The organism is Streptomyces sp. NPDC048644 (assembly GCF_043199105.1).
GTDB lineage: Bacteria > Actinomycetota > Actinomycetes > Streptomycetales > Streptomycetaceae > Streptomyces.
On sequence record NZ_JBICVO010000007.1, the window covers coordinates 430,330 to 447,583 of the forward strand.

A 17,254-nucleotide genomic window follows, 5' to 3' on the forward strand; every position below is an offset into this window, starting at 1 on the left:
AACGGGAAGGAAGGGGAAGGGAGGGGTCGGTCAGTTCGGGCGGGGGTGCGAGGTGAGCAGCAGCCGGTCCGGGCGCAGGACGGTGCCGACCAGGGGCCGTACGGGAGTGGTGCCGGCCGGTGTCAGGCGCCGCTGAGCGGTGAACGCGGCGACTGCCAGGGTCAGTTCGGTCCAGGCGAAGTCCTCGCCGATGCACAGTCGGCTGCCCGCTCCGAACGGCAGGTAGGTGTGGCGCGGCGCCTTCGCGGCAGCGCCGGGCGGCCAGCGCTCGGGGTCGAAATGCTCCGGGTTCTCGTACAGTTGCGGGTCGCGGTGCAGGGCGTACGGGCTGAAGAACACCTCGGTGCCCGGCGGGAGCGGTACGCCGCCGAGGGTGACCTGCTGTGCCGCGCGGCGCATCAGCAGCCACGAGGGCGGGTGCAGCCGCAGTGTCTCGGCCAGTACCTGTCGTGTGTAGACCAGCGCGGGCAGGTCATCGAAGCCGGGGGGCCGTCCGGCGAGAACGGTGTCGAGTTCGTCGTGGAGCCGCCGTTGGACCTCGGGGCGGCGGGAGATCTCGTACAGCGTCCAGGCCAAGGACGCGCTGACGGTGCCGGTACCGGCCAGGAAGAGGGTGATCAGTTCGTCGGTCACTTCGGCGTCGGTCAGGGAGCCTTGCGGGCCGCCGGTCAGCAGGAGCATCGACAGGAGATCGCCACGGTCCCGACCGTCGGCGCGGTAGGTCTCGATGATCCGGCGTTGGACGGCCACCAGCCGCCGCAGCGGTCCCGGATCCGGCGGGCGCCACCCCGGCACCAGCGGGAGGCGTTCCGCCCAGGCGTGCAGCGGGGACAGGGCCAGCCGCATGGAGTGGTATTTGACGGACAGCCAGTCCTTGACGGCGGTGCGCAGGTCGGGGTCGTGAGGTTCCGCGAAGAGGGTGCGCAGCAGGATGTCGAGGGTCAGGCGGTGGATCTCCGGCACCAGATCGAGGGTGGTGCCGGGTTCCCAGGCGGCGGCCCGCGCCCGGGACCGTTCGGACATGACGCGGGCGTAGCGGGCGATCCGGTCGTGGTGGAAGGCGGGTTGCATCAGACGGCGGTGGCACAGGTGGCGGTCGCCTGCGGCGGTGATCAGCCCGTCGCCCAGAGGCACGCGCAGGGCGTCGAACATCGCGCCCTTGTCGAAGGAACGAGCGTGCGTGGTCAGCAACTCCCGTACGAGGTCAGGGGTGTTGACGATGTGGACCGGCCGCGGTCCGATGTAGATCTTCGTCATCGGTCCGTGGTGCCGCAGCCCGCTGACGAAGCGCAGAGCGTCCCGTTGCATCCGTGGGGCGTGGCCGGCCAGCGGCACGCGGCCGGGGGCGACGGGGGCGTGCACAGGGGCGTCGGCGCAGGGGTGCCCCTGGCCGCCGGTCAGCGGTGCGTCGATTCTCCTCATGCCGCCCCGTCTCTCTCCGCAGCGCGTCGCAGTCGGCGCTGTCCGGCGAAGAGGCCGTCGACGGTGAACGCGTGGGTGTGGGTGGGGCTGTGCGTGAGGAGCGGTCGCGGGCCGTACATGAGGGGTACGCCCGGCCAGGTGCCGTCCTCGCGCTGGGTCTGCACGAGGTAGTCGAGCCCTGACACCCAGCTCTTCTCGCCTGCCTCGCATGTCCCGGCGAGCAGGCCGCCCCGTTCGAGGGCGGCGAGCGCCAGGCCGGTGGCGGCAGGGGTGCTCGGGCCGCCCGCCTCGACGGGCCAACCGCCGTCAGGATTACGGGTTTCGGCCAGGGCGCGGGCGGCGGGATGGCCGTCCTGGCGCGCTGCGGGGGCGAGGGCGGGCAGGACCTCCGCGGTGGCGTAGGGCAGGCCCTGGTACCACCCGGCGTGCCAGCGGCCCCGCTCGACGAGGCGTTCGGCGAGCCAGTGGCGCGCCGTGGCCAGTTGAACGCGGTGGTGCCCCTGGTGGCGGTCCAGTGCGGTGACGACATGGGCGATCACGTCGTCCACCGGTGGGTCCTGTGCGGACTGCCAGGTCCGCCAGAGACCGTCGGCCGTCTGCTGGCGGGCCAGGTGACGCAGCCCGGCCCGTATCGTCGCGCCGGGTGCGCCGCTCACGCCGCTCAGCGCGATCAGGGCCGCCGCGGTGGTGTCGTTGTCGGACTCGACGCCCGAGCGGTAGGGCCAGCCGCCGTCCGGGTTCTGCGCCGCGACCAGGAATGTGACGGCGGCCGGCAGCCCGTGGCGGTCGAAGGCAGCCGCGCCGTGGAAGGCGCGAACGGTCAAGGTGGTGTCCCAGACGTCGCTGGTGGAGAAACGCCAGGTTCCGTCCGGGAGTTGGCTGCTGAGAAGGTAATCCGTGCAGCGGCGGGCGGCGGCCGTGTCGGGGTCGACGGCCTGGAGCGCGAGCGCCGCGAGAGCGGTGGTGACGGGGTTGGCGAAGAAGTCGCCCGAGGGGGATTGCTGGTCGGCGATCCTGCGAGCGGTGCGCCGGGCGGCTGTCCGGTCGCCGAAGTGGGTCTCCACCAGCACGTGTGTGGACCAGAGTTCCACCTGTGTCCAGCGCTTGAGCTGTCCTCCGGCTGCGACCGCGGTGGCCAGCAGGGTGCGCAGTGCTTCGGCTGTGGTGTCGCTGCGGATCGCCCGGCCGGTGTGCAGGGCGATGGCCTGGAGGAGCCGGGCGCGGGCCGACAGGGCCTGGTCCGCGAAGGAGGGGTGGCTCACGTCGACGGGGCCGCCGGTGTCCAGGGCCAGGGACAGCAGCGCGGTCTCCACGGCCTGCGCCACCGGGTGGTGGTCCTGCGGGACGGCGCCGTCTGCGAGCCAGGCCCTGCCCCGCCCGGCTGCTCGGACGGCGCCGGGGTGTGGTGAGCGGGCCAGGGCCAGTGTGCACAGTGCGGTCTCGGTGATGCGAGGGGCAGGAATGGCCAGCCATGAGCCGTTGTCGCGCTGGGTGGCGAGAACATGTCCGGTGGCGAGGTCGAGCGCACGTCCGACACGTGGTGCGAGTGTGGGCGATATATCCGCGTCCGGTAAGGGCGGTGCCCCACGGTCTGTTGACATCCGGCCTCTGTTCCTCCTGGTTCCGGTGATTCCGCTCGTGCCGCCCGCTGCGTATGCGTGACTCATCGGTCTGGATGGCGGCCCGGCGCGCCGTCCCCCTGCCAGGTGCCGGCGAGGCGAGCGTGCTGCGGGCGTACGCACCGGTCCGGGCGGCCGTGACCTGCGGCTGCGTGCCGCAGTACGGGGTTGCCTGGCCGCCGGCGAAGGCGCGGGGCGTAACCTGACGGCGTGGACACCTCGTTACCCGTCGGCCACCCTCCCCAAGAGATCATCTCCATAGCGGATGCATGCTCTGCCGCTTTGCAGAATATGCCGCGGCTGGAGATCTGGCTCAAAGAGCTCGGGCTGCCCGTGGACCCCGCACTCGTACCCTTGATGTGCCTTCAAACGGCCTTCTTCACGCCGTGGTTGCCTGCGGAGACCTGCTACCAGGTGTCCAGACTCACCCTCTGGCTGATGGCGATCGACAACGTCCTGGATGCGCCGGAGACTTCGGAGGCACCGTCAGCACCGGGCTCCGCGGGCCCGGACGAGCCCGAGGCCCGCATCCGGGCCTGGCACCGCGTCCTCGCGGGGCACGGCCACAACGGCGATGATCCCGTCGCGTGCGCTCTGGTGGATATCGCCGGGGGCCTGGACCGTGACGGTCGGCCCGAACTCCTCGCTGTCTGGCGGGAAAGCATGCATCACACGCTCATCGGCATGCGGCGCGAACGCGAGGCGGCCCGGCCGACGGCCGCCGTCGGCAGCCGCGAGTCCCAACTCACCGACTATCTACGGCACGGCGCCTGGACCATCGGCGTCGAACAGCAGGTCACCGCCCTGTGGGCCCTGCTGGACGAGCCGGATCTGCCCCGGCGCCTTCCCGTGCTGCGCGGCGCGCTGCGACAGGCCGCGATCGCGATTCGGCTGCTCAACGATCTGCGTGGCCATCACAGGGAACAGGCCGAGGGCAAGACCGACGCGCTCACCATCGGCCTGAGCGAGCAGGAGGCGTACCGGCGTGCCGAGACGGGGCTCGAAGACTGCCGGCGCGCCCTGGCTCCGCTCACCGCCGCCGGGTACGGTTCCGCGGTGGCGCTGGAGCGGGTGGTGCTCTGGCATGCGCGGATGTACCACCGCTTCGACCCCGTACGGCCCGGCCGGACTGCTGCCTCTCCGCTGCCTGGCCGCACGGGCGGCGCCACGCACATCCAGCTCACACCGCCCGTCCCCGAACCGAGGAAGATCCCGCCCATGAGCATCGACCACGTCGAGCAGGAAGTTCTGGACACCATCGCGTCCGGAGGCGAGTACGACCGCACGAAGCTGGCGGAGCTTTTCGACCGGCTCGAACCGGTCAACACCGATCTCCTCATCGGCACATGGCGAGGCGGCAGTTTCGAGCGCACCAGCACGAACGCCGCGCTGCTGGCCGAGATGCGGTGGTACGGCAAGCGATTCGTCGATGCGGATCACGTGCAGCCGCTGCTGTGCCGCGACGAGGAGGGGACGGTCTACTCGAACGAAGAGATGGGCCTGGCGACGCTCCGCGAGGTCGTCCACCGCGGCAAGCAGTCCGCGGCGATGGTCTACGACCAGCTGCCCATCATCGACCACTTCCGGCGGCTCACCGACGATGTCCTGCTGTGCGTGATGGACAAGAAGGGCGACCCCGAGGACTTCGTCTTCCACCTCACCCGCGTCCCCGCGCCGACGCCCCAGCCCTCCGGCGACGGCGAATAGCGCGCACGCGGGAGCGGGAAGTACCTGACCGCAGCTCGGGCGCGGGAGCGCTTCGGCGTCGATGACGCACAGGTGAAGGGCGTGCGGGACCGGCTACGCGGGGCCGGTCTCAAGCCCGGCTCCCCGACCGACCGCCACCTACCGGTCTCCGGTCCTGCGCGGCGGGTGGAGAAGGCGCTGGGCACGGTCCTCTGGTCAGGAAAGCCGGCATCGGTACGCCTGAACGCGTCCACAGGCAACCACACGCTGGGACAGTCGGGGCACCCCTCTCAGTCCGCCCCGCCCTCGCCTGCCCGCAGTCGATGCCGCTGGATCTTCCCCGTGGCGGTGCGGGGCAGTTCCGCCACGAACTCGACGGCGCGGGGGTATTTGTACGGCGCGATGGTGTGGCGGACGAAGTCCTGGAGTTCGGTCGTCTTGGCCTCGTCTCCGTGTACGCCTGGTCTGAGGACGACGTATGCCTTGGCGATGGTGCCGCGGGCGGGGTCGGGGATGCCGATGACCGCGGCTTCGGTGACGTCGGGGTGGGCGAGGAGGGCTTCTTCGACTTCGGGGGCTGCGATGTTGTAGCCGGCGGAGATGATCATGTCGTCGTCGCGGGCGCGGAACCAGAAGTAGCCGTCGGTGTCGCGTACGTAGGTGTCGCCGGTGAGGTTCCAGCCGTTGCGGACGGCGGTGCGCTGGCGGGTGTCGGCGAGGTAGCGGCAGCCGGTGGGGCCCTGGACGGCGAGTTTGCCGGGGGTGCCGTCGGGGACCGGGTGGCCGTCGTCGTCGAGGATGGCGGCGTGGAAGCCGGGGACGGTGCGTCCGGTGGCGCCGGGGCGGATGGTGTCGTCGGCGGCGCTGATGAAGATGTGCAGCATTTCGGTGCCGCCGATGCCGTCGATGAGGCGGATGCCGGTGGTGCGCCGGTATTCCTCCCAGACGCTGAGCGGCAGGTGTTCGCCGGCCGATACGCAGCGCCGTACGCCCTTGAGTGCCGCGGCCCGGCCGGTGGCGAGGATGGCCTTGTAGGCGGTGGGGGCGGTGAACAGGACGGTGGCGCCGTGTGCGGCGGCGGCGTCGGCGAGTTCGGCGGGGGTGGCGCGTTCCAGGAGGAGGACGGCGGCACCGGCCCGTAGGGGGAAGACGGCGAGTGCGCCGAGGCCGAAGGTGAAGCCGAGGGGCGGAGTGCCGGTGAACAGGTCGCCGGGCTGCGGGCGCAGGATGTGCCGGGAGAAGGTGTCGGCGATGGCGAGGACGTCGCGGTGGAAATGCATGGTGGCCTTGGGCCTGCCGGTGGTGCCCGAGGTCGGGCCGAGCAGGACGACGTCGTCGGCCGCGGTGTCGACGGCGGTGAAGCCGTCGGGTTTGGCGGCGGCGCGGACGGTGAGGTCGGCGGGGTCGTCCGCGCCGTAGGGCAGGACCGGCAGCCGGTCGCCTGCGGCGGTGTGCAGGGCGTCGGTGAAGCGGTGGTCGCACAGGGCGATGGCGGGGCGGGTGAGGTCGATCAGCGGGGCGATCTCGCCGGCCCGCAGCAGCGGCACGGTGGTGACGGCCACGCCGCCCGCCTTGACGACCGCCAGCCAACAGGCCACGAGCCAGGGGGTGTTGGGGCCGCGGAGCAGGACGCGGTTGCCTGGTTGCAGGCCATGGTCCTCGGTGAGCAGCCGAGCGATGCGGTCGGTGCGCTGCCGCAGGTCGCCGTAGCTCCAGGTCTCGGTGGGGGTGCGCAGGCAGGGGCGGTCGGGTCCGTAGCGGCGGATGGCGCCGTCGAGGAGTTCGGCGGCGCAGTTGAGGCGTTCGGGGTAGCGGAGTTCGGGGAGGTCGAAGCGGAGTGCGGGCCAGTCGTCGGCGGGCGGCAGGTGGTCGCGGCAGAACGTGTCGGTGTGCGCGGACGGTGAGAGCTGCACGGGCAGCGCTCCCTTCTGGGGTGTCCGGGGCGCGGGACGGTGATGCCGTGGGGTGCGGGGCGCCGCGGGGCCGGGGTCAGCCGGTGTGCAGCGGGCTGTGCGCGTAGGCGCCGGAGAGCAGGTGGCCGGCGCCGGGGGCGACGGCGGGCAGGCCGAGGGCGCGCATCATCTGGTGTGCGGTGGCGATGGAGGCGGACAGGACGGGCTTGCCCAGCTCCTGTTCGGCCCGCTCCACCACGTCCAGGGAAGGGAGTTGGACGCAGGCGGAGAGCACTACCGCGTCGGCGTCGGTGTGGTCCAGGGCGCGGACGATCGGCAGCAGGTCGTCCTGGTCGTGTGCGGCGACGCGGAGGTTGTCGGGGATTTCCAGCGCGGTGTGGTCGCCGACCTCGATGCCTTCCTTGCGGAGGTAGCCGACGACGGTGTCGGTGAGCGGACGCAGGTACGGCGCGACCAGTGTGACGGAGCGGGCGCCCATCGTGTGCAGGGCGCCGACCAGGGCGCCTGCGCTGGTGACGACGGGCGCCGGAGCGCCGTTGTGCGCGGTGACCTCGGCGAGCTTGCGCTCGGATGTGCGGTGGTAGCCGTGGCCCATGCTCATGATCGCGACGAGGCAGGCGTAGCCGAGCACGTCGACGCGGGCGTCGGAGAGTTCGGCGGCGCAGCGGGTGGAGTCGGCGTCCATGGCGGCCAGTTCCTCGGTGCGTACCTCCTTCATCCGCATCCGGCTGGCGTGGAAGGTGAACCGCTCGGGTGCGACGGTCCGGCGTGCCCGGAAGAGTGCCGGGATCTCGGTCTCCATGGTGACGTTGGAGCTGGGCACGATCTGGCCGATGCGGAAGGTGCGGGGGCGGCCGGTCACCGGGCGTCCACGACGGGGTTGCGCAGGGTGCCGATGGTGGCGATGGTCGCCTCGACGACGTCGCCAGGGGTGAGGAACTGCTGCGGTACGAAACTCGCGCCGACGCCTGCCGGGGAGCCGGTGGCGATGACGTCGCCCGGCTCCAGGGTCATGCCCGCGGTGATGTCGGCGATGAGTTCGGGGATGCGGAAGAGCATGTAGCGGGTGTTGGACTTCTGTTTGACCTCGCCGTTGACGCGCAGCGACAGGTCGAGGGCGTGCGGGTCGGGGACCGTCGCCGCGGTGCGGACGGCGGGGCCGAACGGGGCGTAGGAGTCCTGGCCCTTGGAGTAGAACCACTGGCCGGAGCGGCGCTGGTCGCGGGCGCTGATGTCGTTGACGATGCTGTAGCCGAAGACGTGGTCAAGGGCGTCTTCGGGGCGGACCTTGCGGGCCGTCCTGCCGATGACGACGGCGAGTTCGCATTCCCAGTCGAGCTGGGCGGTCAGGTCGCCGTTGTGGAGGATGGGCGCGCCCGGCCCCGTGACGGCGGTGGCGGGCTTGCTGAACAGGACGGGCCGCTGCGGGAGCGCCTTGTCGGTATCGAGGGTGCGGGCCGACTCGGCGACGTGTTCGGTGTAGTTGAGGCCGACGCCGACGATCTTGCCGGGGCGCAGCGGGGCCGCGAGGGTGACGTCGGCCGTGGTGCGCAGCGCGGCCTCGGGGACCGGTCCTGCCAGCAGGTCCGTCAGGGCGGCGACGGCTTCGGTGCCTGCCTGGATGAGGTCCAGGGCGCTCGCCGGGGCGCTGCCGAGGCCGGGGATCGTGGCGTCGTGCGCGGCGGTGAGGGCGGCGACGTCGATGACGGCGGGGTCGGTGTCGTCGCGTCGGACGCCCAGGCGGGGCGTGGCGTCGCCGTCGTGGGTGTAGCTGACCAGCAGCATGGCCAAACTCCTTGGTTCGCGGGCCGGTTCGGGGTCGTCAGGCGGCGGGCTGGTGGCCGTCGTTGTCCGGGTGGCTCTCCTCGCGCCAGAAGGCGAGGGAGCGCATCACGGGGAAGTCGTTGAAGGAGAAGAGCACCGCGTCGTCGCCGCCGTCGTCGTTGGCGTGCTCGTGCCAGGCCCAGGACGGTACGCAGAAGATGTCGCCCTGTTTCCAGTCGAAGCGCCGTCCGGCGATGACGGAGTGGCCGCGGCCCTTGGCGACGTTGTAGACGACGGAGCCGGTGTGCCGGTGGGCCCGCGTCGCCTCGCCCGCGCGCAGCAGTTGCAGGTGGGCGCCCATGGTCGGCATGACGGAGCCGCCGGTGAGCGGGTTGCTGTACTCCAGCATGATCCCGTCGTACGGGGAGCCTTCGGTGGCCTTCGCGGCGTCGAGCAGGGCGGCGTAGGACCGCTCCCAAGGGTAGGCGAGGAGCGGGGAGTACGGCTTGGTCCAGCCGTCGTCGAAGCCGTAGGGGCGCAGGGTGCCGGCGCCGTGGGTGAGCAGCGAGGAGTTGACGATCCTGCCGGGTTCCTGGTGGAGGGCGGGGTGGACTTCGTAGAAGCCGGCGTCGTGGGCGTTGACCAGCGGGATGTCGAGGCCGTCCTGCCAGATGACGGGGGCGTCGGTGCCTTCGTTGCCGTGTTCGTGCCAGGTCCAGTTGGGGGTGATGGCGAAGTCGCCGGGGCCGACCGCGAGTTTCTGTCCGTCGACGACGGTCCAGGCGCCCTGGCCCTCGACGACGAAGCGCAGGGCGGCGGCCTGGTGGCGGTGTGCGGTCATGGATTCGCCGGGGCCCATGATCTGGAGTCCGGTGTAGAGCATGCCGACGGCGGCGGAGACGTCCTTGCGGCCGGGGTTGACGAGCATGACGACCCGGCGGCCCGCGTCGTCGGCCTTGACCAGGTCGAGCGATTCCAGGACGAGGGGGCGCAGCCGCTCGTAGGACCAGTGCACCGGGACCGACTTCGGCTGCGGGTACCAGGGCTCGATGTCGTTGGCGACCGTCCAGAGCGCTCCGGCGTCGTGTGCGCCGAGCCGGTCGTAGTAGGCGGTCAGTTCGTCGGTTTCGCCGACCCGTGCCCTGCCCGGTACGTCGTCGCTGTGGCTCATGTCCGCGCCGCCTCCCAGCTCCATTTCATTCTATTGACGGTCGTCATCGTCACGCTATAACTTCCGGGGTGTCAAGAGGCTGGAGGAAGAGCGATGAACGCACCGGATCCGCTGTCCGCGCCCCCTACGGACATCCCCCGCAGTGCCCCCGAGGTGACCGTGCGGCACCGGGTCGAGTGGCACGACACCGACGCCTCGGGCCACCAGCACCACTCCGCGATCCTGCGCTGGGTCGAGTCGGCGGAGGCCGAACTGCTGCGCAGGTACGGCCTGGAGTGGCTGTTCGGCCGCACCCCTCGGGTACGTCACGAGGTCAGCTACCGCGCCCGGCTGTGGTTCGGCGAGACCGTCAGCACCCGCCTGCGGGTCGAACGGCTCGGCCGCACCTCGCTCGGCTACACCTTCGACGTACACGGCAAGGAAGGCACCGCCGCCGAAGGGAAGCTGATCGTCGCGCACGCCGCACCCGAATCCCCCACCGCGACGCCCTGGCCGCAGGCGGTACGGGACGCGCTGGCCGCCGACGGGAAGGAGAGCGCCTGATGCGCATCGCCGTCATCGGCGCGGGGCCCGCCGGGCTGTACTTCGCCGCACTCGCCAAGCAGCTCGACCCCACCCGCGAGATCACCGTCTGGGAGCGCAACGCGCCCGACGACACCTTCGGCTTCGGCGTGGTCTTCTCCGACGAGACCCTCGACGGCGTCGCGCACGCCGATCCGGCCGTCTTCGCCGCCATGGAGGCGGAGTTCGCGCGCTGGAGCGACATCGACATCCACTACCGGGGCCGGGTGCAGACCTCCGGCGGGCACGGCTTCGCCGCCCTCTCCCGCAAGCGGCTGCTCCAGATCCTCCAGCGGCGCTGCGCCGAGCTCGGCGTCGCGCTGCGCTACCGCACCCAGGCCCCGCCCGCCGCCGAACTGGCCCGCGACCACGACCTGGTGATCGCCGCCGACGGGGTCAACTCCGTGACCCGCACCCGGCACGCCGATCTCTTCCGCCCCTCACTCGACGTCCGCTCGAGCCGCTACATGTGGCTCGCCACCGACCTGGCCCTGGATGCCTTCACCTTCGTCGTCGCCGAGACGCCGCACGGCCCGTTGCAGGTGCACGCGTACCCGTACGGCGAGGGCCGCGCCACCTTCATCGTCGAGATGCCCGACGACACCTGGCGGGCGGCCGGCTTCGACAAGGCGGCGGAGCGGGACCTCGCGCCAGGCGAGAGCGACGAGGAGAGCGTGGCGCGGGTCGCCGGGCTGCTCGAAGACTTCATCGACGGGCACCGGCTGCTGACCAACCACTCCCGCTGGGGCCGGTTCACCACCGTGCGCAACGGCACCTGGCGGCACGGCCGCACCGTGCTGCTCGGCGACGCCGCGCACACCGCGCACTTCTCCATCGGCTCCGGCACCAAGCTGGCCATGGAGGACGCGCTGGCGCTGGCCGCGAGCCTGGAGGCGGGGCCCGACGACGTCCCCGCGGCGCTGGAGCGCTACGAGCGCGAGCGCAGGCCGGTCGTCGAGTCCACCCAGCGGGCGGCCCAGGCCAGCCTGGAGTGGTTCGAGACGATCGGGCACAGCATCGGCCAGGAACCCGAGCAGTTCGGCTTCAACCTCCTCACCCGCAGCCGCCGGGTCACCCACGGCAACCTCCGGCTGCGCGACCCGCACTACAGCCAAACGCTGGAGCGCTGGTTCGACGGGCGGCAGCCCGAGCCCCAAGGGGCCGCCGTCCCCCCGCTGTTCCAGCCGCTGCGCCTGCGCGGCCTGCGTCTTTCCAACCGGGTGGTCGCCTCGCCTGTCGCCACCTACAGCGCGCGGGACGGCTTCGTCGGCGACATCGAACTCGTCCACCTGGGCGGTGCGGCCTTCGGCGGCGCCGGGCTCGTCCTGGCGGGCATGACCGCGGTCAGCCCCGAAGGGCGGGTCACCCCGAGCTGTCCCGGGCTCTGGGATGACCGGCAGATCCCGGCGTGGCGGCGGATCACCGACCTCGTGCACGCGCACAGCGGGTCCGCGATCGGCGTCCAGCTCAGCCACTCCGGGCGCAAGGGCTCCACCACCGTGCCGGAGAACGGGCCGCTCGGCGCGGCGCGGACCGACGGCGGCTGGCGGACGGTGGCGCCGTCCCCGCTCCCCTGGGCGGGGCATCCCGTACCGCATGCCCTGACCGGCATCGAACTGGAGGCCGTGGCGGGCGAGTTCGCGGACTCCGCCGCCCGTGCCGACGCGGCCGGCTTCGATGTCCTGGAGATCCAGGCGGGCCACGGCTTCCTGCTGTCCTCCTTCCTGTCGCCGCTCACCAACCTGCGCACCGACGGCTACGGCGGCGACCTCGCCGGGCGGCTGCGCTTCCCCCTCCGCACGCTCGACCGGGTACGGGCCATCTGGCCCGCGCACAAGCCGCTGCTGGTGCGGATCTCCGCGGCCGACTGGGCGGCCGGCGGCACCACCGTCGAGGACGCGGTCGCCATCGCCCGCGCGTTCGCCGCGCACGGCGCCGACGTCATCGACGTGTCCAGCGGCGAGGTGGTGCCGGACGAGCGGCCCCCCTACGGGCGGACGTACCAGACGCCGCTCGCCGCCAGGATCCGCGCCGAAGCCGCCGTGCCGGTGATCGCCGTCGGCGCCTACTCATCCGCCGACGACGCCAACTCGACGCTGCTCGCCGGGCGTTCGGACCTCGTCGGCATCGGCAGGGCCCAGCTCCACGACCCGGCGTGGACCCTGCACGCCGCCGCCGAACTCGGCTACACCGGGCCCGCGGCGCACTGGCCGCGCCCCTACCGGCCCGGCAGCACACCACCGCCCACGGCCGGCCGCGTCCGGCCCGCGCTCGCCCTGCGGCCTGAGCCCGGGTCCGGCGCCGGGCCGCGCCGGGGAGCGACCGCCCACGACGCAGAGAGGTCCGTGCGGCCATGACCCCGACCGTTCCGCGAGAGTTCCCCCGCTTCACCGCGGCGGCGGTGCAGGCCGCCCCGGTCTTCCTCGATCCGGCGGCCACCGTCGACAAGGCGGTGGCGCTCATCCACGAGGCCGCCGGCCACGGCGCGTCCCTGGTCGCCTTCCCCGAGGTGTTCGTGCCCGGCTACCCCTACTGGAACTGGACGATGAACCCCGTCCAGGGCTCCCCCTGGTACGAGAAGCTCTACCGCGCCGCCGTCGACGTCCCGGGGCCGCACGTCGACGCGCTGCGCGCGGCAGCCGCCGCCACCGGCACCACCGTCGTCATCGGCGTCAACGAACGCGGCCGGCACAGCCTCGGCGTCCTCTACAACAGCATGCTCGTCATCGGCCCGGACGGCGCCCTGCTCGGCGTGCACCGCAAGCTCGTGCCGACCTGGGCGGAGAAGCTGACCTGGACGCAGGGCGACGGCAGTTCGGTACGGGTGCACCACACCCCCGTCGGCCCGCTCGGCATGCTGGCCTGCGGCGAGAACACCAACACCCTGGCACGGTTCTCCCTGCTCGCGCAGGGCGAACTGATCCACGTCGCCGGGTACATCGCGCTGCCCGTCGCGCCCGCCGACTACGACATGTCCGAGGCCATCGCGATCCGCACGGCGGCGCACTCCTTCGAGGGCAAGCTCTTCTCGATCGTGGCCTGTTCGACGATCACCGACGAGATGACCGAGGTGGCGGCGGCCCACGACCCGGAGATCGCCACGACGATGCGCCGCCCGCGCAGCGCCCTGTCCGGCATCTTCGGGCCCGACGGCCGCCCGGTCACCGAGCCGCTGGTCGACGCGGAAGGCATCGTGTACGCCGAGATCGACCTGGCCCGCTGTATCCGGCCCAAGCAGATGCACGACATCATCGGCCACTACAACCGCTTCGACGTCTTCCGGCTGCACCACGACACCACCCCGCGGCAGCCCCTGGTACGCACCGGCGAACTCCCGGACGAGGCGCCGCTCACCGGCCCCTGGACGCCACCGCCCGTCGGTGAACAGGTCAGAACCGCTCGCCCTCCAGACATGCGGTGACCCATCGGTGGAAGGCGCCGATGTGGTGTTCGCTGGGCACCAGCACGCCGCCGTCGCGGTAGGCGCGGGAGTGCATCGCGGGCTGGGTGCGCTCGCAGGCATCGAAGTCCTGGGAGTTGACGCGGTGGAAGAGTTCCACCGAGCGGGAGACGTCGGCGCCGGACGCGAGGACGTCGGGCAGGTAGAGCCAGTCGCATTCGACGACGGTGCGGTCGGCGGCCATCGGGAACATGCGGTGGACGATGACGTGGTCGGGAACGAGGTTGACGAAGACCTGCGGCCTGATGGTCATGGCGTAGTAGCGGCGGTCCTGGTCGTCATCGATGCCGGGCAGCCGGCCGAAGCCGCCGGTGCCGTCGACGGTGAAGCCCTCGGCCTCGTCGGCGAACCGCGCACCGTGGCCGACGTAGTACTGGGCGGCCAGGCCGTCGGCGAACTCGGGGAGCACGTCGGTGAGTTCGGGGTGGATGGTGGCGCAGTGGTAGCACTCCATGAAGTTCTCGATGATGAGCTTCCAGTTGGCCGCCACGTCGTAGGTGATGCGTTTACCCAGGGCGAGCCCTTCGGTTCGGTAGCGGTCGAGGGAGGCCGCGTCCCCCAGCCGCTCGACGGCCGCCCCGATCACGCTCTCCTCGAAGGAGGGCGGCTCGTCGGCCAGGCACACCCAGGCGTAGCCCAGCCACTCGCGCAGCGCGACGGTGACCAGGCCACGCTCGGTGCGGTCGATGTCGGGCATTTTCTGGAGGTTGGGCGCGGCGACGAGCTTGCCGTCGAAGTCGTAGGTCCAGGCATGGTACGGACACTGCAGGTTGCGGCGGGCCTCGCCGGACTCCTCGGTGCACAGGCGGGCGCCGCGGTGGCGGCAGATGTTCAGGAAGGCGCGGAGTTCGCCGCGGCGGTTGCGGGTGACCAGGACGCTTTCGCCGCCGACCTGCACGGTGCGGAAGGCGCCGGGTTTGCCGAGGTCGCTGCCGCGTACCGCGCAGAACCAGAGGCGTTCGAAGATCTTCTCCTGCTCCTGCCGGAAGGTTTCCGGGTCGGTGTACGCGGCGCCGGGGAGGGTGGCGATCAGGCTGGTGGGCGGGGCCAGTTCGGGCACGGTCGTCATGTGCGTCTCTCCAAGCTGCGGGCTTCGGGAGGCCGGGTCCGTCGCGGTCAGCGGCGGATGCGGGTCATCTGCGGGTCGAAGAGGGGTTCTTCGGCGACGGTGGCCTGGACCTTCTCGCCGAAGTACTCGATGTGCACGGCGGTCCCGGGGACGGCGAGTGCGGCGGGCAGCCAGGCGTAGGCGACGCACCTGCCGAGGGTGTAGCCGTAGGCGGCGGAGGTGACATAGCCGACGGGGGGTCCTCCGTCGGCATACACCGGTTCCTTCCCGAGGACGACCGTCGCCGGGTCGTCGAGGAGGAGCGGGGTGAGCTTGCGGCGGGCGGTCCGCTCGCTGCGGCTTTCGAGGGCCGCGCGGCCGATGAAGTCGCCCTTGGCGGGGCGGACCGCGAAGCCGATGCCCGCCTCGTACGGGTCGTGCTCGCAGGTCATGTCGTGGCCCCAGGAGCGGTAGCCCTTCTCCAGGCGCAGGCTGTTGAAGGCGCTGCGGCCGGCCGCGATCACGCCGTGCGTCCTGCCCGCTTCCCAGAGGGTGTCCCACAGCCGCAGCCCCAGGTCGGCCGTGGTGTACAGCTCCCAGCCCAGTTCGCCGACGTACGACAGCCGCATCGCGGTCACCGGCACGTGGCCGATGTGGGTGCGGCGGGCCTTGAAGTAGCCGAAGCCCTGGTGGGAGAAGTCGTCGCGGGTGAGGGGCTGGACGAGTTCGCGGGCGAGCGGGCCCCAGACGCCGATACAGCAGGTGCCGGAGGTGATGTCGCGGACCTGTACGCCGTCGGGTGCATGCCGGAGCAGCCAGTCGAGGTCGGCGCCGCTGTTGGCGCCGATCTGGAAGTGGTCGGGGGCGAGCCGGGCCACGGTGAGGTCGGAGCGGATGCCGCCGCCCTCGTCCAGGAGGAGGGTGTAGGTGACCGCGCCGGGTTTCTTGTGGATCTGGTTGGTGGTCATCGTCTGGAGGAAGTCCAGGGATCCTGGTCCGGTGACTTCCAGGCGGCGCAGCGGGGTCATGTCGTAGAGCGCGACCTTCTCGCGGGTGGCCTGTGCCTCGGCGGCGGCGATCGGCGACCAGTAGCGCGCCGACCAGGCGTCCCGCTCGGGCAGGTGCAGCCCTTCGGCGAGCGGGGCGTTGGCCTCGTACCAGTGCGGGCGTTCCCAGCCGCCGCCCTCCAGGAAGAAGGCGCCCAGTTCCTGCTGGCGCGCGTGGAAGGGGCTGACCCGCAGCGGCCTGGGCGCCTCCATCGGCTGGAGGGGGTGGATGACGTCGTAGACCTCGACGAAGTTCTGTGCGCCGCGGTCCTCGATGTACGCGGGTGAGCGCTGGGCGTCATCGAAGCGGTTCAGGTCGCATTCGTGGAGGTCGGTGTCGGGGCGTCCTTCGGTCATCCATGCGGCGACGGCCCTGGCGACACCGGCGGACGCGGTGACCCAGACCGCTTCGGCGAGCCAGAATCCGCGCAGTTCCCGGGATTCGCCGAGTACCGGCATGCCGTCGGGGGTGAAGGAGAAGACGCCGTTGAAGCCGTCGGCCACCCGGGACGCGCCGAGCGCGGGCAGCAGTCCGATGCTGTCCTGCCAGCTGGGCGCGAAGTCCTCGTCGGTGAAGGGCAGCGAGGAGGGCATGACGGGCGCGTCGTCGAAGGCGGGTAGCGCGTACGGGTCGACGGGCATCGGGCGGTGGGCGTAGGAGCCGATGCCGATGCGGTCGGTGTGTTCGCGGAAGTAGAGGTCGCGGTCCTGGAAGCGCAGGATCGGCCGGCTCGCCTCGGTCCGCGGGTCGTTGACGCCGTCGAGTGCGGGCAGCGGCTCGGTGGTGGCGTACTGGTGGGCCAGCGGCAGCAGGGGGACGTCGACCCCGGCCATGGCGCCGATCACCGGTCCCCAGAAGCCGGCGGCGGAGACGACGTGGTCGGCGGGGAAGGTGCCGCGGTCGGTGACCACGCCGGTGACGTGGCCGCCGTCCCGTTCGATGCCGGTGACGGTGTGCCGTTCCAGGAAGCGGGCGCCGCGGCTCTCGGCGCGGGCCATCTGGGCGCGGCAGGCGGGTACGGCGCGGGCCAGCCCGTCGTCGGGGGTGTACAGACCGCCGTGGATCCGGCCCTCGTCGAGCAGGGGCCAGAGGTCCGCGCACCGGCGTGGGGTGAGCAGTTCGGCGCGTACGCCCCAGGAGGCGGCGAGTCCGGCCTTGCGGTGCAGGTCGGCCCAGCGTTCTTCGGTGGTGGCGATCTCCAGGCCGCCGACCGGGTTGAAGCAGGAAAGCCCGTCCATTTCCAGGGAGTTGAACTTCTCGACGGTGTAGGTGGCGAACTCGGTCATGGTCTTGGAAGGGCCGGTCTGGAAGACCAGTCCCGGCGCGTGCGAGGTGGAGCCGCCGGGGGCGGGCAGCGGTCCCTGGTCCAGGACGGTGACGTCGCGCCAGCCGCGTGCGGTGAGTTCATCGGCGAGCGAGCAGCCGACGATGCCGGCGCCGATGACGACCACCCGGGCGTCGGTCGGGGATGCAGGGGGCATGTCCCTCCTCGGGAAAGGCGCGTGCGGGAATGCGGGGCGTACGGGGGGGCAGCGGCTCGGCGTGTTGCGCAGTGCACGACTG

At 71.9% G+C, this 17,254-nt stretch carries 12 protein-coding genes and 1 pseudogene; 5 read left to right on the forward strand and 8 right to left on the reverse strand.

Going from position 1 to position 17,254, the window contains the following annotated elements; translation table 11 throughout:
- Window positions 1–30 precede the first annotated feature (30 nt).
- Together ACGFNI_RS19055 and ACGFNI_RS19060 are read right to left on the reverse strand one after the other, a co-directional pair.
- A complete protein-coding gene (locus ACGFNI_RS19055) occupies window positions 31–1,422 on the reverse strand; it encodes a cytochrome P450 (RefSeq protein WP_393685158.1) in 1,392 nt (463 codons plus the stop codon).
- On the reverse strand, window positions 1,419–3,023 hold the full coding sequence (locus tag ACGFNI_RS19060; RefSeq protein WP_393685160.1) for a prenyltransferase/squalene oxidase repeat-containing protein: 1,605 nt from the start codon (window positions 3,021–3,023) through the stop codon (window positions 1,419–1,421). Before ACGFNI_RS19060 ends, ACGFNI_RS19055 begins: the two co-directional genes overlap by 4 nt.
- A 309-nt stretch (window positions 3,024–3,332) precedes the next feature.
- Between ACGFNI_RS19060 and ACGFNI_RS19065 the strand changes: the two genes are divergently transcribed.
- Window positions 3,333–4,748 carry a DUF4334 domain-containing protein gene (locus ACGFNI_RS19065; RefSeq protein ID WP_393685248.1) on the forward strand — a complete coding sequence of 472 codons (1,416 nt, stop codon included), beginning with the start codon at window positions 3,333–3,335 and terminating at the stop codon, window positions 4,746–4,748.
- A gap of 72 nt (window positions 4,749–4,820) precedes the next feature.
- Window positions 4,821–4,874, forward strand: a pseudogene (locus ACGFNI_RS19070) (hypothetical protein); the annotation flags it as partial.
- 143 nt (window positions 4,875–5,017) lie between these two features.
- On the opposite strand, the gene ACGFNI_RS19075 reads toward ACGFNI_RS19070, so the two are convergent.
- From ACGFNI_RS19075 to ACGFNI_RS19090, 4 genes are all read right to left on the reverse strand, one after another.
- Window positions 5,018–6,640 carry an AMP-binding protein gene (locus tag ACGFNI_RS19075; protein ID WP_393685161.1) on the reverse strand — a complete coding sequence of 541 codons (1,623 nt, stop codon included), beginning with the start codon at window positions 6,638–6,640 and terminating at the stop codon, window positions 5,018–5,020.
- A 76-nt stretch (window positions 6,641–6,716) separates the two neighbouring features.
- Window positions 6,717–7,442 (reverse strand): Asp/Glu racemase, encoded by a 726-nt coding sequence (locus ACGFNI_RS19080; RefSeq protein WP_393685250.1) that lies wholly within the window; start codon window positions 7,440–7,442, stop codon window positions 6,717–6,719.
- 56 nt (window positions 7,443–7,498) lie between these two features.
- Window positions 7,499–8,425: a fumarylacetoacetate hydrolase family protein gene (locus ACGFNI_RS19085; RefSeq protein ID WP_393685162.1), complete on the reverse strand. Its 927-nt coding sequence runs from the start codon at window positions 8,423–8,425 to the stop codon at window positions 7,499–7,501.
- A gap of 37 nt (window positions 8,426–8,462) precedes the next feature.
- The gene (locus tag ACGFNI_RS19090) at window positions 8,463–9,575 is read right to left on the reverse strand and encodes a cupin domain-containing protein (protein ID WP_393685164.1); all 1,113 of its coding nucleotides are present in this window, start codon (window positions 9,573–9,575) and stop codon (window positions 8,463–8,465) included.
- A 93-nt stretch (window positions 9,576–9,668) separates the two neighbouring features.
- On the opposite strand from ACGFNI_RS19090, the gene ACGFNI_RS19095 reads away from it, so the two are divergent.
- Genes ACGFNI_RS19095 through ACGFNI_RS19105 form a run of 3 tightly spaced genes read left to right on the forward strand, consistent with a single transcriptional unit; the run spans window position 9,669 to window position 13,557 of the window.
- Window positions 9,669–10,118 (forward strand): acyl-CoA thioesterase, encoded by a 450-nt coding sequence (locus tag ACGFNI_RS19095; RefSeq protein ID WP_393685166.1) that lies wholly within the window; start codon window positions 9,669–9,671, stop codon window positions 10,116–10,118.
- Window positions 10,118–12,493, forward strand: coding sequence for an FAD-dependent monooxygenase (locus tag ACGFNI_RS19100; protein WP_393685168.1), 2,376 nt, complete (start codon window positions 10,118–10,120; stop codon window positions 12,491–12,493). Before ACGFNI_RS19095 ends, ACGFNI_RS19100 begins: the two co-directional genes overlap by 1 nt.
- A complete protein-coding gene (locus tag ACGFNI_RS19105) occupies window positions 12,490–13,557 on the forward strand; it encodes a carbon-nitrogen hydrolase family protein (protein ID WP_393685170.1) in 1,068 nt (355 codons plus the stop codon). The genes ACGFNI_RS19100 and ACGFNI_RS19105 overlap by 4 nt, the downstream gene beginning before the upstream one ends.
- Here the strand turns inward: ACGFNI_RS19105 and ACGFNI_RS19110 are convergent.
- Both ACGFNI_RS19110 and ACGFNI_RS19115 read right to left on the reverse strand, forming a co-directional pair.
- Complete coding sequence (locus ACGFNI_RS19110; protein WP_393685171.1) at window positions 13,526–14,665, reverse strand: aromatic ring-hydroxylating dioxygenase subunit alpha; 1,140 nt, start codon at window positions 14,663–14,665, stop codon at window positions 13,526–13,528. The two genes, ACGFNI_RS19105 and ACGFNI_RS19110, sit on opposite strands and share 32 nt — an antisense overlap.
- A 47-nt stretch (window positions 14,666–14,712) precedes the next feature.
- Entirely contained in the window at window positions 14,713–17,172 is a 2,460-nt protein-coding gene (locus tag ACGFNI_RS19115) for an FAD-dependent oxidoreductase (RefSeq protein ID WP_393685173.1), read from the reverse strand.
- Window positions 17,173–17,254: the final 82 nt, after the last annotated feature.

What these genes read in the sequence shown, in the direction of transcription:
- ACGFNI_RS19060 (WP_393685160.1), bottom strand. Translation starts at nt 3,023, where the DNA reads ATGTCAACAGACCGTGGGGCACCGCCCTTACCGGACGCGGATATATCG.
- ACGFNI_RS19085 (WP_393685162.1), bottom strand. Translation starts at nt 8,425, where the DNA reads ATGCTGCTGGTCAGCTACACCCACGACGGCGACGCCACGCCCCGCCTG.
- ACGFNI_RS19105 (WP_393685170.1), top strand. Translation starts at nt 12,490, where the DNA reads ATGACCCCGACCGTTCCGCGAGAGTTCCCCCGCTTCACCGCGGCGGCG.
- ACGFNI_RS19065 (WP_393685248.1), top strand. Translation starts at nt 3,333, where the DNA reads ATGCCGCGGCTGGAGATCTGGCTCAAAGAGCTCGGGCTGCCCGTGGAC.
- ACGFNI_RS19090 (WP_393685164.1), bottom strand. Translation starts at nt 9,575, where the DNA reads ATGAGCCACAGCGACGACGTACCGGGCAGGGCACGGGTCGGCGAAACC.
- ACGFNI_RS19080 (WP_393685250.1), bottom strand. Translation starts at nt 7,442, where the DNA reads ATGGAGACCGAGATCCCGGCACTCTTCCGGGCACGCCGGACCGTCGCA.
- ACGFNI_RS19095 (WP_393685166.1), top strand. Translation starts at nt 9,669, where the DNA reads ATGAACGCACCGGATCCGCTGTCCGCGCCCCCTACGGACATCCCCCGC.
- ACGFNI_RS19110 (WP_393685171.1), bottom strand. Translation starts at nt 14,665, where the DNA reads ATGACGACCGTGCCCGAACTGGCCCCGCCCACCAGCCTGATCGCCACC.
- ACGFNI_RS19100 (WP_393685168.1), top strand. Translation starts at nt 10,118, where the DNA reads ATGCGCATCGCCGTCATCGGCGCGGGGCCCGCCGGGCTGTACTTCGCC.
- ACGFNI_RS19055 (WP_393685158.1), bottom strand. Translation starts at nt 1,422, where the DNA reads ATGAGGAGAATCGACGCACCGCTGACCGGCGGCCAGGGGCACCCCTGC.
- ACGFNI_RS19115 (WP_393685173.1), bottom strand. Translation starts at nt 17,172, where the DNA reads ATGCCCCCTGCATCCCCGACCGACGCCCGGGTGGTCGTCATCGGCGCC.